Source organism: Alteromonas sp. ABD4_190 (assembly GCF_056160105.1).
Genome location: NZ_JBSWWN010000001.1, coordinates 523,344 through 548,210, shown reverse-complemented (window position 1 = coordinate 548,210; position 24,867 = coordinate 523,344). Strand labels below are relative to the sequence as shown.

Genomic DNA, 24,867 nt, shown 5'->3' with positions numbered 1-24,867 from the left:
GCACTAAAAGTTTTTCCTGGCAGCCATAGCGATACGGTACCACCTGACTCCATTCCGAACTCAGAAGTGAAACGTATTAGCGCCGATGGTAGTGTGGGGTTTCCCCATGTGAGAGTAGGACACTGCCAGGTCCCATTAAGAAAAACCCGCCTAATGGCGGGTTTTTTGCGTTTGGAAGAAAGAAAAAATGGGGTCAGAGTACATTAAAGCGTTATTTTTTTAAAAGTACTCTGACCCCAACCTTTGAAATGTACTCTGACCCCACTATTTAGAGTTCGAAACTGAACCGTAAAGTATTTGATACCTGCTAGCGTGCATGGGTTTTTTGCTCTCCTATCTTTTATTCACTAGTTTTTATATAAAGAGTTTCACGATAGAAAAGACTTCAACTTTTAAATAGTGTCTTTCAATGTACTTAAAAATTAGTTTTGCTGTTGTCTTATTGTTTCTGGCTAGTGTTGTAAATGGGCAAGAAGTAAGCAAGCCGTTAGTTAAAGATAATACCATCATACTCGGGGTGGTTGAGTTTCCTCCCTTGGTTATCAAAGATAATGAAGGGTTTGGCTGTCACGGTGATGCTGTAACTATTACTAGGACAATACTTGAGTTAGTAGGGTATAAAGTGGTTGTAGAGTGCCCGCCTCCTGCTCGCCTTTTTAAGCGAATTCGACAAGGTAAAGTAGACATAACTCTTAACGTTAAAAGTACCAAAGCGTTAGAAAACCATGTAACTTTTGTGGAAAAGCCGTTTAGCTACCTATCCCTAGTATTATTGACAAATACACGCCTAGAGAGCAACAAGACTGTCGCTGCAATAAGAGGTTACGATTATGTAGGTTTAAGACAGGAACTTGCAGAAGCCAACTTTATATTCTTTGATATGCCTAATAGTACTGACGCTATTCAACTGTTTCAATTCGGTCGCACAACGCACTTGGTAACTTACGAAGCACCTTACCTCTATCACATAGAACGTGTAACCGATAATATCAGTGGCTTAACTGTATCAATGCGTCGTGACATTCCAACTTTCTTTGCTGTATCTAACAAGAGTAAAAAGAAAGCTGAGTTATTGGAAAAACTAACAGGTCTATTTAAGCTTTCAAAAAGTAGTACGGTGATAGAACAAATTCAAACTATGAATAAGTAAGAGGGAAGTTACTTTGTAAGTGACGAGTACTAGTGAGCGCTTTTGTGAACCGTAATAAATTCAAACAAAATCATTGATATAGAGGTTACTTGAAAAAAAGTTAATTTTTTATGAAATTTCGTTGCTGGTAGGAAGGTCTTGTTAAATACACGTGCTTACTGTACGTCAAACATGAATAATATTATTGAGGGTACATCAATGAAACAAATCAAAAAATCATCAGTAGCGACAGCGTTGGGTGCTGTTGTAATTGGCTCTTTGGCGTCAACGGTTGCAGTAGCAGATGTAAATCCATTTGGTATGCAAGTACTAGAATCCGGTTACAGCCAATTCGCTGCAGAAGGCAAGTGCGGCGAAGGTAAATGTGGCGGTGACAAAGCAGAGAAAGAAGGCAAGTGCGGCGAAGGCAAATGTGGCGGCGATAAGAAAGCTCACAAAGAAGGCAAATGCGGCGAAGGCAAATGTGGCGGCGATAAGAAAGCTTCTAAAGAAGGCAAGTGTGGCGAAGGTAAGTGCGGCGGCGACAAGAAAGCTTCTAAAGAAGGCAAGTGTGGCGAAGGTAAATGCGGCGGCGACAAGAAAGCTGCAAAAGAAGGCAAGTGCGGCGAAGGCAAATGCGGTAGCATGTAACCGCCATTCAAAAAACATCGTGTAGCTTGAAACATAAGAACGCTACACGAGTTACGCTTAGCAATAAATGGCTGTCGAATGATGGCCATTTTTGTCTGACAATATACGTTGCTATTGTGCAATCCCATGCGGTAAAAGGGGAAGATATGAATAACATCTGTGGCGCAGGACTTGGTTTTCGTCGGGAAATGCTTAAAGAGCTTTTACCTACATTGCCATCTGAGGTCGATTTTTGGGAAGTAGCCCCTGAAAATTGGATCCCACTTGGTGGAAAGTACCAAGAGCAATTTCAGCGAGCGTCTTCACAAGCTCCTTTTACAACTCATGGCTTATCTTTGTCTATCGGAAGTAGCGACAAACTAGATGTCGAGTTTGTGAAAACCGTTAAACGATTCTTGGATGCAAATAATATTGCATTGTACAGCGAGCACTTGAGCTTTTGTTCCGGCAATGGACATATGTACGATCTGATGCCTATTCCTTTTACTGAAGACGCAATTAAGCACGTAGTATCTCGAATTGTTCAAGTTCAAGATATCATCGAACGACCGCTGGTCTTAGAAAATGTCTCTTATTACATTGCGCCAGGCCAAGAGATGGATGAGCTTGAATTTACCAAGAGCATATTAAAAGAATCGGGTTGCAAAATGCTTCTCGACGTAAACAATGTTTACGTGAATAGTATAAACCATAAATACGATGCGAAAGCGTTCATTAACGGCTTGCCCTCAGACAAAATTGTGTATGGCCATATTGCAGGTCATTATGATGAAGCAGAGGATTTGAAAGTTGATACTCACGGGGCTGATGTGATTGAGCCAGTTTGGGCGCTGTTGGAGCACGCTTACCTTACTCACGGCGTATTTCCGACTTTGCTAGAGCGTGATTTTAATATTCCCCCGCTAAGCGAATTATTAGCGGAAGTGAAGAAAATTAAGCAAATTCAAGCAAAATGCGAAGCTGCAATAGCGTCAAGGATTAAAGGAAGTGTCGCGTGACTCAGTCGTTTCAAACCACTCAAAAAACGTTCGTTGATGCGATCAAAGATCCACAGACATTTCGTGATACCGACGCTGATCACATTCGCCGGATGAAAATCTATCAATCCCTGTTTTTTAACAACATCGATAATTTCGTTAGTACCGGTTTTCCAGTTTTAAAATCTATTGTGGTAAAACAGTATGGTGAAAAAGGGTGGGAAAGTATTGTGCGTCAATTTTTTATTGAGCACGAATGCCGCTCTCCTTATTTTGCTGAAATAAGTAAAGAGTTCGTTGAGTACCTTTCAACAGAGCCAATCTTCGATATTACTCTGCCCGACTTTGCTGCGGAACTTGCTCACTATGAGTGGCTTGAGCTTGACGTCAGTATCAGAAAAAACGAAGACGACATTGAATTTTATCAACAAGGAAACAATGTTACCGCTATCAGGGTGTCACCGTATGCCTCGTTGGCGGCATATCAGTTTGAAGTCCATTTAATTGGAGAGGATTATATCCCAGAGCAACCTGCCCAAGAACAGCAGTTCTACGTTGTTTACAGAGACCGTGAGTTTGACGTTCAATTTACTCATGTTAATCCGGTTACGGCTATTTTAGTCAACACGCTGGAACAAAATGAACTGGGGATGGAAATAGAACAATTAGCTGAGTCGTTGTGCCAACAACTTCCTCAAATTCCTTCAAACGTGCTTGTAAATGGTATGAACCAGACACTCACTGACATGTTACAAAAAGGAATACTGCTTCCAGTATCCTAAGTAACCATTACTATTTACCTGCTTTATATTAAACTTTCGCCAGGATCTGGTCTGAAAGTGAGCGATCGATCATATTAGCGCTGTCAATCGGGCTTGCTTTCGATTAACATTTAGCACCATTTTTTTGTTCACAAAATTGTTTAGGTAGTGCAAATGGCTGACAATTCAGATTTCAAAGAAGTCTATAACAAGTGGTACTTTCTAGCATCGCTAGTAACTCTAATCGCGTTCCCGTTGATGCATATCATCGCCGGCTGGTTCACCTTCTGGTTATAACGCAGACATTCAAGGCATAATTGTGACTGCAGAATATATTAAATCAGTAGTGAAAACCGTACCTGACTATCCAAAGCCAGGTATTTTATTTAGAGATGTGACCAGCGTTTTAGAAGATCACAAAGCATTTAGTAGCTGTATCTCGTTACTTGTAGAAAAGTATCAAGGTATGGGATTTACCAAGATAGCAGGTACTGAAGCACGCGGGTTCCTTTTTGGTGCGCCATTGGCCATCGAAATGGGCATTGGTTTTGTTCCGGTGAGAAAACCCAACAAACTTCCTCGCGAAGTCGTTAGCGAGAGCTACGAGCTTGAATATGGCATGGATACATTGGAAATCCATAAAGATGCCATTGAGCCAGGTGATAAAGTCCTTCTTATTGATGATTTACTTGCAACTGGTGGAACGATAGCCGCTTCTGCAAAACTAATTCGTTCATTGGGCGGTGAAATAAATCACGCAGGTTTTGTGATTAATTTACCAGACCTAGGTGGCGAGAAGAAATTGAGTGCGCTTGATATCGAAAGCTACTCTATTTGTGAGTTTGAAGGCGATTAATCGCTATAAAGCATAACTAGCACAAGGCAAAATACGTAATAATGAGTTATCAGGTACTAGCAAGGAAGTGGCGACCAGGCAAGTTCAGCGAGCTTGTGGGTCAAGAACATGTAGTCTCTGCCATTTCAAATGCTTTGGATAACGATCGTCTACACCACGCTTATCTGTTTACAGGCACACGAGGTGTAGGTAAAACCACTATTGCACGTATTTTTTCGAAAAGCCTTAACTGCGAAGAAGGGCAAGGGGCCAACCCTTGCGGTCAATGTAATACCTGTAAAGAAATAGAGCAGGGCAACTACGTTGATTTGTTAGAGATTGACGCTGCATCAAGAACTAAGGTCGAGGATACTCGCGAACTTCTTGATAACGTGCAATACAAGCCAACTCGCGGACGCTATAAAGTGTACCTTATCGATGAGGTACACATGCTTTCAAAACACAGCTTTAATGCGCTGTTAAAAACGCTGGAAGAGCCACCTCCACACGTTAAGTTCTTACTGGCGACCACCGATCCTCAAAAGCTTCCGATAACCATCTTATCCCGTTGCTTGCAGTTTAACTTGAAAGCTATGTCTCGGGAGCAGATTGTTGGACAGCTGCAGCATATTTTAGAGCATGAACAGCTGCCTTTTGAGCCACAAGCGCTAGCGCTTTTGGCAAGAGCCGCCCAAGGCAGTATGCGTGATGCGCTGAGTTTAACTGACCAAGCGATTGCACAGGGTGGAAATCAAGTGCTGGCATCGGTGGTAACCGATATGCTGGGGCTGATGGACAAAAACCAGTTGCTTAAAGTGGTTCATGCTGTGGTAAGTAAAAGTCCTGTTGATGTATTGCAGTTGGTCAATGACATCGCAGAGCAAGCCCCCGATTATGACAACGTACACAGCGAATTGGCTAGCCTGCTGCACCAAATAGCGTTAACGCAATGGGTGCCTGAAGCATGTAAGCTAGAAACCACATCGGCTAAAGCGATATTTCAATTAGCGAAAACTATTCCAGCGGAGCAAGTGCAGCTGCTTTATCAGGTTGCACTGCAAGGAAGAAAAGACTTACCGTTTGCGGCTGATGGAAAAAGTGCGTTTGAAATGACATTGATGCGAATGATGTCGTTTGCTCCAAACCCCCCCATCGACGACACGGCAAGTGAAATTGAAAACGGGAGGAGTGAGCATAGTTTACCTGTAGATCATGCTTCTTCCAGTGGTGGCCCGGGAAACGTCGGTAAGCAGGAGGAAGCGCCGTTAAGCGAAACTTCTGCAACCAATGTGCAGGAGGAGACGCCTTCACATCTATCGGTTGAATCTACCTCTGAACCGTCGTTAGAAAGTGCGCCATCTACCCCTGATGCACTCGCTCCATCAATAATCGAAAAAGAGCAGCAAGAACAATCGACGTCTCCATTTGAATCACAGCAAGAGCAGGAAAATGCAGCCGCTGATGAAAGCGAGTTGAGTGGAAGTGATACTCTGTCGGCGCTTTCTCATGCAGAGTCAGGTGCAACGACAACTCAAACAACAGCACTTGAGCGTGATGCTTCACATGACGATGAACCCGTAAAGTTAGCACCAACTTCGTCTAATGAAGAACTACCCGTAGAAAACACCGTGGTACAAACAGAAAGCGTTGCTGCAGAGCTTGAACCAACGCCAAGTGAAGTCAGTGCGCTCCCTAGCGAAGCAGAGCAGCATTTCGATGGACCTCCGTTAGATGTGTACATGGACGATATGCCACCTCCGTCAGAAGATGATGGGTCGTTAGGTTTTGATGGATTTCATACCGCTGAAGGTTTTCATGACGCTGAGGGCTTTCATGACGCTGAGGGCTTTCATGACGCTGAGGGCTCTCATAACGCTAAGGGCTTTTATGACGCTAAAGGCTCTGATAAAAACAGCGAGCCGTTGGTGCACGAGAACGAAGCGTCCTCATTAACCGCCGAAGAGCAGCTTACTTCTACGGCTGATATGTTGGCACTTCGTCAAAAGTTAAAGCAAAGAAAAGCACAAGACGCAGAGGCAAAAAGTACCAGCGCAGCAAATGCTAAGACCGAAAGTGCAAGTGATATTCAAGCGCGCTTTACCAGAAGTAAAGCCGAGGCTTTGAGTACTGAACAAACTGCACATGGAGTTAACAAGGGTAACGATAACAGTTCAGGGCAGGCTAGTGCTGATAACGAAATCAAGAGTGGTGATTTAAACCCCGTTGGGCATGACGATAGCCTTGAGTTGCAAGATCATACCCCAGAGCTTAAAGGTCATAACCCTGAACTTGAAGATAACAGCCCTGAGCCTATAGATAGCAGCTCAGAATATAAAGACAATAGCATTGCACGTGATGACAATCCTCAACTGGATAGTACAAATTCAGGCTCGTCTTTCGGCATTACTCACTCGCACTCTACTGACACTATGCAAACTAGCGAGTCAGAAAGTAATCATTCCAGCTCAAACAACACGGGCGATTTCTCGCTTGATGAATTTGAAGAGGATATGCCTTTTTCAAATGACGAACCTGAGGCGCAGTCAAACTCGGAAACACCTGTTGAGGATATGCCTCCTTGGTCTACTGATTATGATAATCAACCGCCTCAACACATTGAAGGTGCTGACTATGTTGAAGCGCCCTCTGATAGAAGCCCGAATTACGACAGTGCCCCAGAGCAGATGGGAAGTGCGGGCGAACGATCGTTTGCTCGGGATGCACTAGATTTTGATACGCCGCTGAGCAGTACCTATGACGGGCCGTTAAAACCTTATTTAAATGATGGAAACAAACTAACTCACGCCAGTCAAATTGACGAGTGGAGCAACTTGGTTGAGCAAATGCCGGTTGCTGGTTTACTTAAACAATTAGTACTGCACGCATCATTTTCTCGAGATGGCAATCAAGTGTCCCTTGAAATTGACCACAGTCAGACGCATTTATTAAATGACAGTGCGAAAAAGCAATTAGTTGATGCAATCCATCATGGGTTGGGTGAAAACGTTGAAGTAAATATCACGTTAGGTGAACCAGCATCTACACCTTTTGCGTTACAACAAGAGATTCATGCCATGCGCCATGCGCATGCACACTCGGTAATTAAAACCGACGATACAATTCAAGCATTGCTATCGACTTTCGATGCGTCAGTGCTAACCGATTCGGTTAAAGCGCGATAGCAGAATTATTAACACCAAAACGAAGCGAGACAAAAATTATGTTTAAAGGTGGAATGGGCAATATCATGAAGCAGGCGCAGCAAATGCAAGAGCGCATGCAAAAAGTACAAGACGACCTAGCTAAACTAGAAGTAACCGGTGAAGCGGGTGCAGGCATGGTCAAAGTGACCATGACGTGTAACCACAACGTACGCCGTGTGGACATTGATGAGTCATTAATGGACGATGACAAAGATATGGTTGAAGACTTGGTTGCTGCAGCATTTAACGACGCGGTACGTCGCGTTCAAGAAACTAGCAAAGAGAAGATGGGTGATGTAACTGGCGGAATGCCACTACCTCCTGGCTTCAAAATGCCGTTTTAAGCAAAAAGCCCCGTATTCATTGGTCTCTGGCTTTGTGAAAAGCTAGGGCGGGAAATAGGGAAAAACTCAAGATTAAAGCTCGGTATTTGTCCGAGCTTTTTTATTTGAAACCTTCGATGATTCTTCTTTTAAACAAGGCAAATACTTGCTACTGCTTAATCTGTTTCTTTTTCGCATTGACAATCCGTAAGAGAAGACAGCTATGCTTTCCTAATTAGCTGCAGCGTGTTGTCTGCATACTAACTAGCATGCCTGCTTTTAAAAGAGCCTAAGACTTGTTAGTTGCTATCAGCAGTCAATTTGTTAAGAATAGCTTGAGAAATAATGACTATAACCAGCCAAGAAGTTAAGCTGGTATGCAGATAGTAAATAGCGTTAAATCTACTTATACTCCAAATTCATATGTAAATTAACAGGGATGTTCAATGAAAAAGTCTTTCCTCGCATTCGGGCTTGGCCAAATGCTCTTTTTTTCCGCTGCTTTATATGGGCAAGTTTTAGAAACTGAGTCGTCTAATGATGTTGTAGGGTCGGTATCCGATGCACTATCTGAAGATGAAATTAAACAGCAGGAATACCTTAAGTGGGCGGAAGAGTTTGAGGCCTCACTTACTTATAAAACCGGAAAAATTACGCTGCCAGGTGGTAAAGCAACACTTAATGTGCCCGAAGATTACTATTATCTCTCTCCTCAAGACACTAAGCGAGTACTAGAAGAAGCATGGGGTAACCCCGAAGGAGAACCCATGCTAGGAATGCTATTCCCTCAAGAGTATCGCGTACTTGACGCTGCCTCGTGGGGCGTAACCATAGAGTATGCAGAAGATGGTTATGTTTCTGATGAAGATGCGGTAGATATAAATTACGACGAGCTCTTAAAAGAAATGAAAAGAGATACAGCTGAAGAGTCTGAAAGACGCTCGGAACAAGGCTACCCCAGCATTGAGTTAGTTGGCTGGGCTGAGCAGCCATACTATGATGCGAATACACATAAGTTGTATTGGGCTAAAGAGCTTATTTTCGGCGAAAATGAAATGCATACCTTGAACTACAATGTTCGAGCCTTGGGACGACAAGGCTATTTGGTAATGAATTTCATTGCCGACATGGGGCAACTAGAAGAAGTTAACTCAGCACGTGACGAAGTACTCGCAATGGTCAGTTTTAATGATGGTCACAAATATAGCGAATTCGACCCTGATATAGACAAAGTTGCAGCCTATGGCATAGGAGGGCTTATAGCAGGTAAGGTACTAGCCAAAACAGGCTTTTTAGCACTGGCTCTAGTATTTCTTAAAAAGTTCTGGTTTGTAATATTACTGCCGTTGTACTGGTTGAAAAATAAAATATTCAGCAAAAAAAGTGCGGGCGAGTAGAGCGGGGGTCGCTTTCAAACCAAATAGAATGTAAGTGGCTTTGAGTCACTTACATTTTCCTAGATATTAATCAGTTGGACCTATTTCACTTCTAACACAGTCAGTATGGTGTACCGGAGCGCTGACACACATTCTGCAATCGGATAGCTTAATGAATTTAAGTGGCCTCTTACAAAGTTTATTGCGCATCAGCAGTTAGCCGAAACCGACTTCACTCGACAGCCTTGGTTTAAAATCTCAAAAACATGCGTTTGATGGTATCTAAGTAAATATAAATAAATGCGCATAAAAGGTTTGGATTAACCAGTTACTAGTCTATATTTTATCAAAAGCATCTTTTTAAGATTTTCTTTAAGGCGTTTTCATAAACTAGATGGCCTTTAGCCCTTAGTAACAGTCATCCAAAGAAAGTGGTTGGAACAAGAATAATGCACGACCAAACTAGCGAACTTTCATCATTAGTCACTCAATGCGATAAAGAACCGATTCATCTTCTAGGTCGGATACAAAGCCATGGATTCATGATTATCGTCGATAAAGCGGGGGGGGTTACCCATTTTTCCGAAAATCTAGATAGTTTTGCTGATGTATCCGGCGATAAACTTCTCGGTTATACATTGTGGGATTTACTTGATCGCAAACTTGTGCACGCTATACGTGGCGCGCAAAGCCAGGCAGTGATCCTTGGCAAAGCAGCCTACCTTCATTCTGTATCAATACCGCATAGTAAAGACACATTCGACCTGTGCATTCATCAAAGTGCCGAACACCTTATCCTTGAATTTGAAAAATTAGAGAGTTCGGGAAAGTACGAAGGGGTTATCACAGCATTAATGGCTCAGATATCGATGTTCCCTGAGCTTGAAGATCTTTATCAAGGTTTAGTTGAAAGCGTAAGAACGGCGACGGGCCATGACAGGGTAATGCTATACCAGTTTCTAGCAGACGGCTCAGGTGAGGTGGTTGCAGAGTCAACATCTAGCGACATGGATCCATTTTTGGGGTTGCGCTACCCAGCGTCTGATATCCCCCGACAAGCAAGGCAACTCTATAAAAAGAACCTTGTTAGAACCATCACTGACGTTAACGGTGAAACACACCGTATTATTGGAAAAGATAGTGAGGATACATCCCTCATAGACCTTTCACTCTCACGCCTAAGGGCTGTGTCTGAAGTACATATTCAATACCTTAAAAATATGAAAGTCGGCGCTTCTATGTCGATATCGCTCATTGTTGATGGTGAACTATGGGGTTTGATCGCATGCCATCATAATACCAAAAAAACCATCCCGAGTCGGTTAGTTTCTCAGCTAGAACTTTTTTCGGAGATGTTTTCACTGGAATTGTCAAAACGGCTAGTGAACGAGCGTATAAGGGTAAGCGAAAAAGCGAACTCAACATTTGCGCGCGTGCTTAGTAATTTATCACTGGGTAGCTCATTAAATAATGCCATAGTAGAACAGCTTCCATTATTGAAAAGCCTTATTGATATAGATGGAATAGGTTGTATTTTTAGTAGTGAATATTCAAAGGCGGGCTCTGCGTTTAGCTCACGAAAAATTAAACGGTTTAAAGAGATACTCGCTGAATTACCTGATGAAGAAATCCATCAGTTTGACAATCTAGCTACGATTGATGATGACTTGGCTGATGAAAATGTGGCTGGCGTTTTGGCGTTAAAAATTTCTAGTCAGCCAATGGACTATATTTTTCTTTTCAGAAATTCAGTGGTTAAGGAAGTGTCTTGGGCGGGTAATCCTGCAAAGCGCGTTGAGTTGAAAGAAGGTAAAGAGATACTTACACCAAGGGCAAGCTTTGATAAATGGATAGAAACCAACGAATCGACTGCAACTCCGTGGACTACATTGGATATTGAACGCGCTAAATCCATCAGACTTGGAGTAATGGAATTGACCATTCGCCACCTGCACGAGAAAGAGCAACTACAGCGTGAGGCGAAAAAAAGACTCGAGTTACTGATTGGTGAACTAAACCACCGTGTTCGCAATATTTTAAATTTAGTGAGCGCAATTATCGGGCAGACATCACAGAACAAGAAAGATATCGATGAATTTGTGGTCTCTTTATCGTCAAGAATATCTGCACTTGCTCTGGGCCATGACCAACTTACGCATGCCTCATACAACAGCGTGAGATTCAAGGATCTTCTTCATAACGAGCTTAAAGCTTATATGATCAAAGAGTCGTCTTTTAAAATAGAGGGGCCTGACATATATCTTGTGCCCTATGCCGTTACGCCAATTGTACTAGTTTTTCACGAGATGATTACCAATGCAGCGAAATATGGAGCCTTAAGCGCTACAAGTAATGATGGCAGGGTGGCGATAACTTGGGGCTTAGATGAAAAAGGCTTCACTATTAAATGGGAAGAGCTAGGAGGCCCCCCCTTACATGGCTTAGGCGAGGAAGGGTTTGGTATGACGGTTATAAAATCAGTTATTCCTCATGAACTCAAAGGAAAGGCGTCATTGAGCACTAAAATTACCGGACTCAATGCAGAGTTTCTCATTCCTCGTAAATATGTAGAGTTTGGTACTAGCCAAACAAGCTCTCAGCATTCAACTCATGGCGAAAAGCCTCAAGCGGCCACTACAACTAAAACTGAGAAAGTCCTCACAAGCGCCTTCATTGTGGAAGATAATCTACTTATTTCACTAGACCTCAAAAAACACCTTAAACAATTGGGCATTGATAAGGTTGATATCTTTGGTGATATCAGCTCAGCAAGGGCGGCATTGGCCAAAGTTAAACCTTCGATGATGTTTTTAGACGTTCATCTGGGGAATGAAAATACTTTTCAGTTAGGTATCGAAATACAGAAATTATCAATACCTTTTCTTTTTATTACGGGTTACGGAGCGGCAATAGAGTTGCCAGACGAACTCTCTGATGTGGATATACTAACCAAACCTGTCGACACAACATTATTAAAGCGCTCTATCGAAGCTTTTGGTTTTAAGGTGTAAACCCGTGATTACCAATACTAACCCTGTGATACTTGTTGTTGAAGACAATTTAGTTGAAGCGATGAACGTTAAAAATGCGCTGACCGAAGCAGATATGCAGGTGTTAGGCATAGCAAAGACGGAAAGTGAATTGTATGCGTTAATTGATAAGCGTGTTCCAGATCTCATTTTGATGGACATCGATTTGGGTGGTTCAGATTCTGGTATTGGAATTGCGAAAAGCATTACAGAAAGGTTTGAAGTGCCAGTTGTGTTTAGTACCTCTTACTGTGATGACTCGACAATTTCTAATGCGCTCGCAGTTTCCCCGTATGGATATTTAGTAAAGCCGTACGGTCTGCTTTCGCTCACTACTACTATTCAAGTTGCGCTTGAAAGAAAAAAAACGGAAAAAGCGCTAGCCTCGTCTAATAGGCGTTTCGCAATGGCATCAGAGATTGCGAAGCTAGCCGTGTTAGAAGTCGACACCTCTACGCAGTCTGTGGTCATTGAAAGCGTCGAGAACCTTTTTGATTTTCCACGCAAAATGCCAATATCCAAATTCCTTTCGTTGTTTCCCGAAGAAAAGGAAATTGAGTTAAAAAAGGCGATCCATTTAAAGTCGAATTACCTCACAACTTTGCAGCTGAAAATTGAAGGTCAAGCCGCTAAATGGTTTCAGGTTGTCCTTTCCGATGTAGGGTGGGGCGAAGACTATATTCAAATTGGCGCCATACAAGATATAACAATCCTACAGAGCACTCAGTCAAACCTGAGTGTTGCAGATAAGATTGTAAGTGAAATTAAAGAAGGCGTATTAGTATGTGATGCGGATGGGTTAATAATAAAGGCTAACCAATCCTTATGTGAGATGCTAGGTACCCAAGCCGAGCATTTAATATCTACTCACATTAACAATGTATTTCCTAAAGCGCGAAAACACGATCCTCGCCCAGACTATCTGATAGACGGTTTAAGGACAGAGCTCACTATTGTAAGTGAAGGACGAAGGTTTCATCTAACCATGTCGGTAACGTCATTTAATATAGATATTGGTGAAACTCACTTTGTTGCCATTCTCACAGATGTTTCAGAACTAAAGTCGTCTGAAAGTCAACTTAAGTACCTGGCATTTACAGACGCGCTAACAGGCGCGGGAAATCGAAACCTACTAAACAACATTGTTGAGACTTATAGTGAATCATGTGAGCCCTGCTCAATTATTTTTATAGATATCGACGAATTTAAGCTTATAAATGATACCCATGGGCATGAGGTGGGTGACGAAATATTAAGAGCATGCGCAAGCCGGTTTAAGGCTGCGCTAAGAGACGGTGATACCGTTATTAGGTTTGGCGGTGACGAGTTCGTTGTTGTAACGAGCACTACCTGTCATAAGCTTTTAAGTAAAATGACATCGCGGTTATCTACATCTTTGAAAAAAGTTTTTAATACAACATCAGGTGACTTTCAAATTACCGCAAGTATTGGCCTTGCTTCATCTACCGAAAGTATGTCGCCAACAGAGCTACTAAAAAATGCCGATATTGCAATGTTTTCAGCAAAACAAGGCGGTAAAAATAGTATTGTCACATTCAGCGATGATCTTTCGAAGAATATCGAGTATAGGCTTTTCATTCAACAAGGTCTCAAAAGCGCAATTCAAAGCAAACAAATCTCAGCTTTCTTTCAACCTATAGTTGGTGAAAAAGGTGAAATTTTAGCAGTAGAGGCCTTAGCGCGCTGGCACATTCCCAGCCATGGGCCAATAAGCCCCGACAAGTTTATACCTATAGCAGAGCGTACCAAGCACATTCACGATATCGGGTTACTGATGCTTGATGAAGTCTGTTTCGCTCTCAAAGCACTAAGCGGATGGGGTTTTTCAAAGGTAAAATTCAATTTAAATATGTCAGCGGTGCAGTTACAGAATGATGGTGTCATAGAACTGTTTGCTGAACGTTTTGCCTTTCATAACATTGACCCTGGACGAATAGTTATAGAAATCACTGAATCTACGCTGCAAAGTTCAAAGGCAAGAGAGGTGCTTGCCAAAATTAAAGCGCTTGGCGTCAGCGTTTCCATCGATGACTTTGGGACAGGCTTTTCTTGCATATCAGAGTTGGCGGATGAAACGTATGATGCGATAAAAATTGACCGCTCGCTACTACCCGCTTTTCCACTGCAAAGTAACCAAGAAAAACGCAGGGCGTTGATTATCGAAAATGTGGTGTCGATGTGCGTGAAACTAGGTATGCCATGCACATTAGAAGGGTTAGAGACCGTTGAACAGGTATCCTTTGCCAAAAAGATTGGCGCCAAAGCGATGCAAGGGTATTACTTCACTAAGCCTTTGAGCTTGGTTGGCCTAATGGAGTATCTGCAAGCAGCACATGCTTCGCCGTATGTTGAAATTAGCGCTTCCGCCGAATAGGAATGATAAAAGCGTTTAGTTGAGCAAGTACAGCTATTTTTGTTTCTCTTCTGTAACATTCTACGTTTCTTTGATATTTGTTAACGCTAAAGGTGTTTCAAGCACTATTTTACGTCGACAGAAGTGTATCTATCGCACTAAAATATTCATTCGCTTAGAAGTGGTCCTTAATCTGACCTGGTTCGTTATATTATTGATTCTTATTCCCTGCAGCGTTCAGACAGGCTTCATCCTAAAAAATGTGCAGGGATGACGGAAAACCAATCACCCCAAATAGAGGTTTGTAGTGCTAAGGAAAGGCTTAGTTATCACCACGGTTCTTTTGCTTCCTATCGCAGCCGTGCTGTTTTTTATGAGTGTTCACGAACTGTTTAAAATGAAAACGGTCACGGTAGATCCAAAACTCAAGGAAATTTCCGGAATAGAGTTCGACAAGTACAAAAGGCTATGGGCTATCAACGATAGTGGCGACGGTCCGATCCTATACATGCTGAACAAAGATGGCAGCATCGAAAGAGAGGTGACGGTTTCAAACGCGAAAAACGTTGATTGGGAAGACATGACGCAAAATAGTTTTGGTCATTTTTTTCTAGGAGACTTTGGCAACAACGACAATAAACGCCGCTGGCTCACTATCTATAAAATCGAAAACCCCATTGACATTGAAGGTGATACCACTGAAGCAGAGATTATAAAGTTCACCTATCCAGAAATGGGTAAAGGCAAAGTGAAGCCCAAAGACAAAAACTACGATCTCGAAGCCTTTGTAGAGTACAAACGTAATTTGTATTTATTCACTAAAAATAGAACTAAGCCTTTTGATGGCATTACGAAGCTTTACAAAGTGGGCGATCATGCTGCCAACTTCGATGCACAGCTAGTAGGTGAGTTCAAAACCTGCACTACCCTAGAGAAGCTATGCTGGATCACCTCTGCTGCAATCAGTCCTGATAGAACAAAGCTTGTATTGTTAGATTCAACAAGCTTGTGGCTTTTTGAAAACTTTGAAGGCGATAACTTTTTTAGTGGCGATGTATCTCGTATCGATCTCGGTGTGGTAACACAAAAAGAGGCGGTCACTTTCTATGATGACAACACCCTCGTGTTCACTGACGAAGAATACAAAGGCCTATTCGGCGGCAATGTATACGAAGTTAAACTCGACCAAGTGAAGCGTAACGTGATTAAATATCGCGAAAGCCCGAAACAAACCGAACAAGTACCTAAGCAGTAAATATTATGAAGTTCAGCCCGCTACTCTCAGAACTAATACAGGCATTAACCTGCCTTCCCGGTGTTGGAAACAAAAGCGCTCAGCGAATGGCATTTCACCTATTAGAGCGAAATCGCACAGGCGCTATCGATTTAAGCAACGTATTGCACAATGCCATGGAGCACATTCACCATTGTAAACGCTGCAGAACATTCACCGAAGATGAACTATGCGATATTTGCCGTCACCCAGAAAGAGAAGCTAGCGGGCTGTTGTGTATCGTAGAAAGCCCTCAAGACGTTTTAGCAATAGAGCAAACGCTCAGTTACAAAGGCCAGTATTTTGTATTAATGGGGCATTTGTCGCCTATTGATGGCGTAGGCCCCGAGGAAATTGGTTTAACCGAGCTTGAAACACGCTTAGCTGCTGGTGGGATAAATGAAGTTATTTTAGCTACAAACCCCACCGTAGAAGGTGAAGCTACGGCGCACTACATTGCTCAGCTATGTACAAGTCACAATGTCGACGCCTCTCGTATTGCCCATGGTGTACCGGTTGGTGGAGAACTTGAATACATTGACGGTAATACACTTACCCACGCTTTTTCGGGTCGCCGCAAGCTGTGAGTAACATATCGAGCGTTTTGAGCACACAAAACGCTCTTTTTCTTAAAATCGCTCATCCATTTCCAATTTAATTCCTGCCAATTCGCTCGTTAAATAAGCGGTGTATACCTTTTCTCGAAAAAGTTTGCGAATAGAAAATAAATTTTCGTTCTAAATGTTGAAAAGTGCGTTGAGTGACCTTACCTGTTTAACATCAAACGTGATCCATTCAACGAGGAGATATTGGATTATGGCTGAAGCAGCCCACAAAGAAACCCACGGTTTTCAAACAGAAGTAAAACAGCTTCTTCAACTGATGATTCACTCTTTGTATTCAAACAAAGAAATTTTTCTACGCGAGCTTGTCTCTAACGCAGCAGACGCCGCGGACAAATTGCGCTTTCGCGCATTAGAAAATGACAGCCTTTATGAAAACGATGGTGAATTAAACGTCAAACTTAGCGTTGATAAAGAAGCGAACACAGTTACGATTACCGATAACGGTATTGGTATGACTCGTGATGAAGTCATTGCCAACTTAGGTACCATTGCAAAATCTGGTACTAAAGATTTCTTTAGCAAGCTTTCTGGCGATAGCGCGAAAGACTCCCAGCTTATTGGTCAGTTCGGCGTAGGTTTCTACTCAGCATTTATTGTTGCAGACAAAGTTACTGTTCGCACTCGTGCGGCTGGTGCCGATGCATCTACTGGTGTTGAATGGGTTTCAGACGGTGAAGGTGAGTTCACTATCGCCGAAATCAACAAGCCTACTCGCGGTACAGAAATTACGCTTCACCTTCGCGAAGACGAAAAAGAATTTGCCGATACATGGCGTCTACGCTCAATTGTAAGCAAATACTCAGACCACATCAGCATTCCTGTACAAATGTGGAAAGATGAAGTGCCTGAGAGTGAAGGTCCGGATGGCGAGAAAATCGAAGCTCAGCCTGGTGAGTGGGAAGTGGTTAACAAAGCTACCGCGCTGTGGACTCGTGAAAAGTCTGATATTAGTGATGAAGAATACAACGAGTTTTACAAGCACATTTCTCACGACTTTGCAGATCCGCTAGCTTGGGCGCACAACAAAGTAGAAGGTAAAACTGAATATACCAGCTTACTTTACATTCCTTCTAAAGCGCCCTTCGACATGTGGAATCGCGACCAAAACCACGGTCTTAAACTTTACGTTCAACGCGTTTTCATTATGGATGACGCAGAGCAGTTTATGCCGACCTACCTGCGTTTTGTTAAAGGTTTGCTTGATAGCAACGACCTTCCGCTAAACGTGTCTCGTGAAATTCTCCAAGACAACAAGATTACCCAAGCACTACGTCAAGGTTGTACCAAGCGCGTTCTACAAATGCTTGAGAAAATGGCGAAGAATGACAGTGAAAAGTATCAGTCGTTCTGGAATGAGTTTGGTAATGTACTAAAAGAAGGTCCAGCGGAAGACTTCAGTAACCGTGAGAAGATCGCTGGTCTATTGCGCTTTGCATCTACCCACGGAGAATCTGACGCACAAACAGTTTCATTAGCTGATTATATTGAGCGAATGAAAGAACGTCAGGATAAGATTTACTACGTGACCGCAGACAGCCTTCAAGCGGCGAAGTCTAGCCCGCATCTTGAAATTTTCCGCAAGAAGGGAATCGAAGTATTGCTAATGGGCGAGCGCATTGACGAGTGGTTAATGTCTCACCTAACTGAGTTTAACGAGAAACAATTTGTTTCTATCGCGAAAGGAAACTTAGACTTAGGCGATTTAGAAGACGAAGAGTCTAAAAAAGCACAAGAAGAAGCAGAAAAAGAAGTAGAAGGCGTACTAGAGCGAGCGAAAACAGCACTAGGTGACAAAGTTGTAGACGTTAAGTTTACGCACCGTCTTACTGACTCTCCTGCTGTTATTGTTGCCGACGACAATGGCATGACTACACAGATGATGAAGTTGATGCAGGCGGCTGGCCAGACCGTGCCAGACGTGAAGTATCACTTTGAACTGAACCCAGAACATAGCTTAGTTAAACTGCTTGCCGACACGCAAGATGAAGAGCTATTCAATCAATGGGTTGGTGTATTGTTCGACCAAGCTGCATTGTCAGAGCAGGGCAGTTTGAAAGACCCATCTACGTTTGTTCAGAACTTGAACACATTGCTAATGAAATTGGCAAAATAAGCAGGTAGACAGCGGGTTTATACTTAAAAACGGGCGTATCGCCCGTTTTTTTGTTACTACCCATAACAAAAGTAAGTTTGTCCACTTTAATGTGCTATATTTTGGCAGTTTAAGTTTTCAAGTTAATCACTTAAGACTCTTAGAATTCACATTCTTAAAAAGACGAATCGCGGGGCATCTGGCCAACAGACATAGGCTGGAATTTATAAAAGTGCCTATAAGCTGAACATATATTCGCCATTAGTCTTAAGATTAACTTTACGGTACTCCTTACACTTGTCACTACAGTGTTGAATGTGTAAAGTGCCCGAAGTAAAAAGTTCAAAAATCATAAGCGGAGAACGCACTCATGCGAATCATTCTTCTCGGCGCTCCTGGCGCGGGTAAGGGCACACAAGCTCAGTTCTTGATGGGCAAATACGGCATTCCACAAATTTCAACAGGCGATATGCTTCGTGCTGCGATTAAAGCAGGTACAGAGCTAGGTCTAGAAGCTAAGCGTGTAATGGATGAAGGTAAACTAGTGTCTGATGAGATTATCATCGGCCTTGTAAAAGAGCGTATAGCACAAGATGACTGCAAAGACGGTTTCTTGCTAGACGGTTTCCCTCGTACTATTCCGCAAGCCGATGCAATGAAAGAAGCAGGTGTTTCTGTTGATCACTGTATTGAGTTTGACGTCCCTGATGACGTAATTGTTGAGCGTATGGGCGGTCGTCGCGTACACCCAGCATCAGGCCGCGTTTATCACGTCGTTTACAATCCGCCTAAGGTGGAAGGTAAAGACAATGAAACAGGTGATGATCTAATTGTTCGTGACGACGACAAAGAAGAAACTGTTCGCAAACGCCTTGCAATTTACCATGAGCAAACCAAGCCGCTTGTGAACTACTACAGCGCTGAAGCGGAAGCTGGAAACTGTGAGTACCACAAGCTTGACGGTACACGCCCAGTTGAAGAAGTGAGTGCTGAACTTGCTGAACGTTTAGGTTAATTGCCAACTACGTCAACAAAAGGTCGCTTAGGCGGCCTTTTTTGTTGCTTGTAACTTAATAGCGGATAACGTTTAATAGCTTCTAATGAACGTACGATGTAATAACTGATTAAAATTACGCGCTATAACTATAACATGTGGAGTAGACCATGGTTTTACCAATCACGGCGTTTTATGCCAGCCTATTGGGTATTTGTTACCTGTATCTGTCGTTTTTAGTTATTGGTGCGAGACGTCGTCACCAAGTGAGTATCGGCGATGGTGGTCACGAAGATCTTGGTCGTTTAGCGAGAGCCCACGGTAATTTCAGTGAGTACGTACCTATTACGCTTATCATGATTGCTTGCTTTGAAGCCAATACGGGCCAGATATGGGCTGTTCATGCTTTAGGAAGTGCTTTACTATTTGGTCGCGTTTTACATGCTTACGGCCTGGGCCGCCACTCTGGCGTAAGTTGGCAGCGCTTCGCGGGTATGATACTGACTTTCCTTTCTATGCTATGTGCAGCTATTGGTAACCTAGTGCTTATTCACTTTGGTATGTAAGTTCAATATCTGCCGCAGATTCGTTTATACAAATGCCAGCTAAAAGCTGGCATTTTTTATGGAAAATATTAAGTAGACTGAGGTTGGAGTTTTTAATACAAACGCATAGTCAAAAAATGTCTGATAATCAGGTATAGAGAACAGGTCTTTTTTCTAATGTTTATAGATATAGTGTTTTAGTCAACGCATTTGCATTTCAAGAGAATGGTTGTGTTGGTAGAGCTTTAACATAACAACTGCAAGGAAAAATCACGGAAAGAGACATTAATTTAAATGATTACGAGCTTTCACAAGACGAGCTAGAACAGGCCAGCGGATCATGGATTGCTAATCTTATAGGTGCTTTCGCAGGAGCCGTTGGAGGCGTTTATGGCGCGGCTATAGCCGGCGGTGGTGCGATAGGCAACGCTGTTGATTCTCAGTACGAAGAAACTACTGACGAGTAATCCTAATAGGAAAACAGAGGTTCACAATGACCGATGCTTTCTAGGCAAGGACAGAGCTAGAGAGTGGGGGTAAATAATAATGTTAAAAGCTAAGATTCAACGTAAAGATGATGGATGCTTGGCAAGCCGAAACATTAGGCTCCGAGATACTGGTATACGTGATGATCGCTTTGCCTGTTATTCTTGCGTGGCTTACTACGGCTCTCTGTGGGTTTCTGTTTTACTGAGCAGCAGATAAAAAAGCGCTCGTGGCAAAAAATGCAGCGAGCGCCTTATCTTTTAAACTACTTTTAGAAGCGGTAAGTTAACTTCGAGTAAACAAAGCGACCACGCGGGTTATGTACGCTACCTACGTAACCGTAAAGATCGCTATCACCATCACCAATAGCAAATGGTGGCTCTTCATCTAGCAGGTTATTTGAACCAATAACTAAGCGAAGATTGTCGCTGTAATTATAACCAAATTGCAAATCAACCAGCATTTGAGAATCTACTGTTCTAGACGTATTTTCTTCAAAATCTAGTACACCGTCGAAATTGATGTCCGGCGTATCTTCAAACTCACCAATAAAGCTGATGTTTAGGTTCGCATCAAACGCGCCTTTTGACCATGTTGTACCGAACAACCAACGATGCTCTGGATAACCGTACTCGCCTGTGTATTCTAGGCCGTCTTTTTCAAACTCGTTCATGTAAGACCAATCTAGGTTAAAGCGCACGTTACCGTACTCTTGAAGCTCCATGCTGTAGTTTGCACTGAAGTCTACACCCGACGCCTCTTGTGACGATACGTTCTGATAAGTATTAAAAATTTTCTGAATAACACCTAGCGACTCACCTTGCTGTGGATCTAAACGAACACATATCGTGCTGTCTTGGTTATTACATTCTGCATCGTAAACAAGACCGAACTGCTGTTCGTCAATTTTGTTGTCTTGGGTGATGCTCCAAACGTCAATACTCAAACCGAGCTCTTGAATAGGTGCGTAGATAACACCCACGTTCCACGATTCTGACTCTTCGGCATCTAGGTTAGGGTTACCCGCAAACTCGATATTGTAGTCTAGCGATTCACAATCTTGGCCAGTTGCTTCACAGCGATATTGGTCTACAAAGAATACACTTTTCTGCGATGGACCAAGACCAACTTGTGCAAGAGAAGGGGCTCTAAACCCTTGTGCCCATGAACCGCGTACTGTTACTTCATCGCTTGGCGCCCAACGCAGCGCAATTTTAGGATTGGTGGTGCTGCCAAAGTCACTGTAGTGGTCATAGCGGCCAGCTAATTGAAGTTCTAGCTCGTCAGCCAAAGGAATAGAAAGCTCCAAATATGCCGCGTACTGGTCGCGTTCTGCTGAAGCTGATACTGACTCCGTCCCAAAAATTAAGCCGCGTTGGAACTGTACATCAGGAACGTCAGATACCTGCTCTTCGCGATATTCAACGCCTGCCGCCATCATGACTACGTCGTCACCAAAATCAAAGGCTTCGCCCGTAATGTGTGCATCTACACTCGTCATGCGAGATTCACCACGACGCACTAGGCTGGTGGTAATTTCATCAATAACGCTTTGCGGATTGGTTACACCGCCAAACGGATTGTAGTTACCAAGATCGATTTGTTCTTGTAACCAATCAACGCGAACCCAGCCCTGTGATTGGTCACCACTTTGCTCTGAACGGCTACGGCCTTTTTGTACCGATGCTTCCCAATCATAGTCATTGAATGTACCGCGAAGGCCTGCTACCAAACGAAGGGTGTCAGACTCGATATCCCAACGGCGAGCGCCAGCGTCAACAGGGCGGTAGCGACCAATTTCAATGTCTTGTCCAAACGGGTTATCTGGGTGAGTACCTGGAACGGTTAGGCCTGCGTCTTCGTCAAGAGGCGTTGCCGCACCGCCTGCCTCAGAGGTGTTGTGCTGCATAGCCACTTCCATAAACGCGGTGGTTTCATCGCCAATTTTGTAATCAAACTGGCCGATAAAGCCTACACGCTCAGAAGCGGGGATAGTAAGACCGAAAGGTCCATAGTCAAACAAGCAGCTGCCAGATGCGGTTGCGCTATCTTCTGGGCAGTCTGGATCGATTGTTTTAACACCGTCTACATAAAAGTATCCTGGATAGCCTCGTGATGAACGAAAATCCATTCCGCCATACGGTGACTGATTAGCCGTACCGAAACGACCCATTTCGTCAGCACCAAGCGTGCTGTTGTTAAAGTAGTCGATGATTACTGTGGCACTACTTTTTTCGCTTTGAGAACCCCATAGGATGCTCGCTGTGGTCTCATCATAGCTTGGGCCTGTGGTGCCGCCATAGCCCGCGTTGATTTCAAGACCTTCATAGTCTTTTTTAAGCACAACGTTAACTACACCTGCTACCGCATCAGAGCCATAAATAGCCGATGCACCATCCTTTAGGATATCGATACGTTCGATAGCAGATACTGGGATAGAGTTAATATCAACAAATGAATTAGTGATACTTTCTGCGAACGCGCTGATTGCCACCCGGCGACCGTTAATTAGCACCAGTGTCGCGTCAGGGCCCATGCCGCGAAGCGAAACTGCTGCCGCACCATTTGCGGTTGAGTCTTGGCTATTGTTACGCGTTGAAAAGGTTCCTGCGCCGGTAGCGGGCATGCGCTCCAGTAGTTGCTGTAGGTTTTCATAACCCATGCCTTCAATCATAGTTGCATCAATTGATTGAATAGGTGAGGGGCCTTCCATATCTGTGCGCTTGATACGAGAACCGGTAACTGCAATTCGTTCAAGGTTGGCTGCTTCTTCGTCAGCTTGCTGTGCATACGCAGGAGAAAGAGAGGTTATTCCTGAAAGTGCTAATCCCACTGCAATTGCACTTACTTTACGACCTTGTTTCATTGTTATTTCCTTATTGTCCATTTTACTTGCTGTGTGTTTTTGCAACATAACATGTTGCAATTTTATGAATAGCACTCCTAATACTAAAGTTGCAATAGGGGAAGTTGCGAAAGATGTGACACTTAGTTACAAAGTGTGTAAAGGAAGACTTACTTTTTGCGTTAATTTTGTGCAATTTCAGATGAGGGAAGTGAAGGTGAAATAGCACCTAAACTTTGAATTATAAGCTTTTTGGCCTTGCATAAGGCTTTTCTTAATTGCAGAGGAATACGCCAACACAGGCTTATGATTTGTAATAATTTAAAGGTTATCCAATAAGTCTACATTTATCTTTATATGCGCGAACTTAGTTGTATTTACAGATCTGACCAGCTTGTTGGTGATGCTAAATTGAACGCAAGTAAAGGTCGTCAGATAATAAAAATTAGGATAGATGCACCCAACCGGCCTATTTCAGCGCAGTAAAAAACCTATCTTTTCTGGGTAAATACATGTTGTTTTTATCTACAGAAAACGCCACAGACGTCGCTTTACCTTGAATCTCTTTAATTGGAATAAAACCGTAGTAGCGAGAATCTACGCTGTTGTTTCTGTTGTCACCCATAGCAAGAACATGCGCTTTCGGCACAGTAACTACATTAAAACTTTTTGCAGCGCTCGGTATTGGATTAAGCGCAATAGTGCGGTTGTGCCCAAGGATGTACTCGGAATAAATCTGGCCCTTTGTCAGGGTTAATTCTGCTTTTTCATCATTTATAAAAAGGAGGTTATTTTTTAGTTCAACCTTATCACCCTCAACAGCAATGACTCGCTTAATGAGCCTTGTACTAGCTGCATTGCTGTCGATAATAACGATATCGCCGCGTTTGATATCGCCAGTTTGCGCAATTACAACATCGGTAAAAGGAAGTTCTAGTGTGTATGCCGATTTATCGACAACCACTCGGTCCCCAACCTTTATAGTTGGCTCCATAGAGCCGCTGGGAACATGATACCAGTCGGCTACGCTGCTTCTAAAAGAAAAAAGCAAAACGATAAATAAAATAAAAGGCAGATTGTTTTTCACGCTTTGTTTAATGTGTTTCAAAATCGGGCTCTCGCTGTTCATAACTCGCAGATTTATTCAAAGGCTTTTTAAGTGTTACTTTTCTTTTTGTGTAGAGGGCATTCAAGCCCGTTTGTTCCACTTCACGATTTGGAAAATGTAACTAACTGTGTCTTTGAATGGTTAAACTGAGATCAATTTCTATATTTTTTATTCAATGTTCTAAATAAATATTTCATTAAATCATGTGCTTAATTAGTTTTCATGAGTGTTCTATAAAAG

The 24,867-nt window shown here is 42.9% G+C and carries 18 protein-coding genes and 1 rRNA gene; 17 read left to right on the top strand and 2 right to left on the bottom strand.

The window, feature by feature from the left end; genetic code table 11:
* Nucleotides 1-15: 15 nt before the first annotated feature.
* The 17 genes from rrf to ACXAFM_RS02375 all read left to right on the top strand — a co-directional run bounded on the left by rrf (nt 16) and on the right by ACXAFM_RS02375 (nt 20,209).
* Nucleotides 16-131 (top strand): 5S ribosomal RNA (rrf, locus tag ACXAFM_RS02455).
* A 278-nt stretch (nt 132-409) separates the two neighbouring features.
* Nucleotides 410-1,150, top strand: coding sequence for a substrate-binding periplasmic protein (locus ACXAFM_RS02450; protein ID WP_474826589.1), 741 nt, complete (start codon nt 410-412; stop codon nt 1,148-1,150).
* A gap of 198 nt (nt 1,151-1,348) precedes the next feature.
* On the top strand, nt 1,349-1,780 hold the full coding sequence (locus ACXAFM_RS02445; RefSeq protein WP_474826587.1) for an HvfA family oxazolone/thioamide-modified RiPP metallophore: 432 nt from the start codon (nt 1,349-1,351) through the stop codon (nt 1,778-1,780).
* A 146-nt stretch (nt 1,781-1,926) separates the two neighbouring features.
* On the top strand, nt 1,927-2,778 hold the full coding sequence (locus ACXAFM_RS02440) for an HvfB family MNIO-type RiPP peptide maturase (protein WP_474826585.1): 852 nt from the start codon (nt 1,927-1,929) through the stop codon (nt 2,776-2,778).
* Nucleotides 2,775-3,539, top strand: coding sequence for an HvfC family RiPP maturation protein (locus tag ACXAFM_RS02435; RefSeq protein ID WP_474826583.1), 765 nt, complete (start codon nt 2,775-2,777; stop codon nt 3,537-3,539). Before ACXAFM_RS02440 ends, ACXAFM_RS02435 begins: the two co-directional genes overlap by 4 nt.
* A 153-nt stretch (nt 3,540-3,692) precedes the next feature.
* A complete protein-coding gene (locus ACXAFM_RS02430; RefSeq protein ID WP_256253717.1) occupies nt 3,693-3,815 on the top strand; it encodes a hypothetical protein in 123 nt (40 codons plus the stop codon).
* Nucleotides 3,816-3,837: 22 nt separating this feature from the next.
* Nucleotides 3,838-4,374 (top strand): adenine phosphoribosyltransferase, encoded by a 537-nt coding sequence (apt, locus tag ACXAFM_RS02425; RefSeq protein ID WP_474826581.1) that lies wholly within the window; start codon nt 3,838-3,840, stop codon nt 4,372-4,374.
* 41 nt (nt 4,375-4,415) lie between these two features.
* On the top strand, nt 4,416-7,535 hold the full coding sequence (dnaX, locus tag ACXAFM_RS02420) for a DNA polymerase III subunit gamma/tau (RefSeq protein WP_474833068.1): 3,120 nt from the start codon (nt 4,416-4,418) through the stop codon (nt 7,533-7,535).
* Nucleotides 7,536-7,573: 38 nt separating this feature from the next.
* Complete coding sequence (locus ACXAFM_RS02415) at nt 7,574-7,900, top strand: YbaB/EbfC family nucleoid-associated protein (RefSeq protein WP_014998895.1); 327 nt, start codon at nt 7,574-7,576, stop codon at nt 7,898-7,900.
* A gap of 425 nt (nt 7,901-8,325) precedes the next feature.
* On the top strand, nt 8,326-9,276 hold the full coding sequence (locus tag ACXAFM_RS02410; RefSeq protein ID WP_474833063.1) for a DUF2167 domain-containing protein: 951 nt from the start codon (nt 8,326-8,328) through the stop codon (nt 9,274-9,276).
* Between the two features lie 428 nt (nt 9,277-9,704).
* Complete coding sequence (locus tag ACXAFM_RS02405; protein WP_474833061.1) at nt 9,705-12,266, top strand: HWE histidine kinase domain-containing protein; 2,562 nt, start codon at nt 9,705-9,707, stop codon at nt 12,264-12,266.
* A gap of 4 nt (nt 12,267-12,270) precedes the next feature.
* Nucleotides 12,271-14,679, top strand: a complete 2,409-nt coding sequence (locus tag ACXAFM_RS02400) for an EAL domain-containing protein (RefSeq protein ID WP_474833059.1) — start codon at nt 12,271-12,273, stop codon at nt 14,677-14,679.
* A 286-nt stretch (nt 14,680-14,965) separates the two neighbouring features.
* The gene (locus ACXAFM_RS02395) at nt 14,966-15,913 is read left to right on the top strand and encodes a hypothetical protein (protein WP_474833056.1); all 948 of its coding nucleotides are present in this window, start codon (nt 14,966-14,968) and stop codon (nt 15,911-15,913) included.
* A 5-nt stretch (nt 15,914-15,918) separates the two neighbouring features.
* The gene (gene recR / locus ACXAFM_RS02390; protein WP_370243400.1) at nt 15,919-16,518 is read left to right on the top strand and encodes a recombination mediator RecR; all 600 of its coding nucleotides are present in this window, start codon (nt 15,919-15,921) and stop codon (nt 16,516-16,518) included.
* Nucleotides 16,519-16,747: 229 nt separating this feature from the next.
* Entirely contained in the window at nt 16,748-18,670 is a 1,923-nt protein-coding gene (gene htpG / locus ACXAFM_RS02385; RefSeq protein ID WP_474833053.1) for a molecular chaperone HtpG, read from the top strand.
* Between the two features lie 349 nt (nt 18,671-19,019).
* Entirely contained in the window at nt 19,020-19,664 is a 645-nt protein-coding gene (adk, locus tag ACXAFM_RS02380; RefSeq protein ID WP_012519076.1) for an adenylate kinase, read from the top strand.
* A gap of 149 nt (nt 19,665-19,813) precedes the next feature.
* Nucleotides 19,814-20,209, top strand: coding sequence for an MAPEG family protein (locus tag ACXAFM_RS02375; protein ID WP_474833050.1), 396 nt, complete (start codon nt 19,814-19,816; stop codon nt 20,207-20,209).
* Between the two features lie 736 nt (nt 20,210-20,945).
* On the opposite strand, the gene ACXAFM_RS02370 is transcribed toward ACXAFM_RS02375, so the two are convergent.
* Both ACXAFM_RS02370 and lepB read right to left on the bottom strand, forming a co-directional pair.
* On the bottom strand, nt 20,946-23,540 hold the full coding sequence (locus ACXAFM_RS02370) for a TonB-dependent receptor (RefSeq protein ID WP_474826564.1): 2,595 nt from the start codon (nt 23,538-23,540) through the stop codon (nt 20,946-20,948).
* A gap of 448 nt (nt 23,541-23,988) precedes the next feature.
* On the bottom strand, nt 23,989-24,648 hold the full coding sequence (lepB, locus tag ACXAFM_RS02365; protein ID WP_474833047.1) for a signal peptidase I: 660 nt from the start codon (nt 24,646-24,648) through the stop codon (nt 23,989-23,991).
* Between the last annotated feature and the right edge of the window lie 219 nt (nt 24,649-24,867).

What these genes read in the sequence shown, in the direction of transcription:
- ACXAFM_RS02450 (WP_474826589.1), top strand. Translation starts at nt 410, where the DNA reads ATGTACTTAAAAATTAGTTTTGCTGTTGTCTTATTGTTTCTGGCTAGT.
- ACXAFM_RS02445 (WP_474826587.1), top strand. Translation starts at nt 1,349, where the DNA reads ATGAAACAAATCAAAAAATCATCAGTAGCGACAGCGTTGGGTGCTGTT.
- ACXAFM_RS02440 (WP_474826585.1), top strand. Translation starts at nt 1,927, where the DNA reads ATGAATAACATCTGTGGCGCAGGACTTGGTTTTCGTCGGGAAATGCTT.
- ACXAFM_RS02430 (WP_256253717.1), top strand. Translation starts at nt 3,693, where the DNA reads ATGGCTGACAATTCAGATTTCAAAGAAGTCTATAACAAGTGGTACTTT.
- dnaX (WP_474833068.1), top strand. Translation starts at nt 4,416, where the DNA reads ATGAGTTATCAGGTACTAGCAAGGAAGTGGCGACCAGGCAAGTTCAGC.
- ACXAFM_RS02415 (WP_014998895.1), top strand. Translation starts at nt 7,574, where the DNA reads ATGTTTAAAGGTGGAATGGGCAATATCATGAAGCAGGCGCAGCAAATG.
- ACXAFM_RS02410 (WP_474833063.1), top strand. Translation starts at nt 8,326, where the DNA reads ATGAAAAAGTCTTTCCTCGCATTCGGGCTTGGCCAAATGCTCTTTTTT.
- ACXAFM_RS02405 (WP_474833061.1), top strand. Translation starts at nt 9,705, where the DNA reads ATGCACGACCAAACTAGCGAACTTTCATCATTAGTCACTCAATGCGAT.
- recR (WP_370243400.1), top strand. Translation starts at nt 15,919, where the DNA reads ATGAAGTTCAGCCCGCTACTCTCAGAACTAATACAGGCATTAACCTGC.
- htpG (WP_474833053.1), top strand. Translation starts at nt 16,748, where the DNA reads ATGGCTGAAGCAGCCCACAAAGAAACCCACGGTTTTCAAACAGAAGTA.
- adk (WP_012519076.1), top strand. Translation starts at nt 19,020, where the DNA reads ATGCGAATCATTCTTCTCGGCGCTCCTGGCGCGGGTAAGGGCACACAA.
- ACXAFM_RS02375 (WP_474833050.1), top strand. Translation starts at nt 19,814, where the DNA reads ATGGTTTTACCAATCACGGCGTTTTATGCCAGCCTATTGGGTATTTGT.
- ACXAFM_RS02370 (WP_474826564.1), bottom strand. Translation starts at nt 23,540, where the DNA reads ATGAAACAAGGTCGTAAAGTAAGTGCAATTGCAGTGGGATTAGCACTT.
- lepB (WP_474833047.1), bottom strand. Translation starts at nt 24,648, where the DNA reads ATGAACAGCGAGAGCCCGATTTTGAAACACATTAAACAAAGCGTGAAA.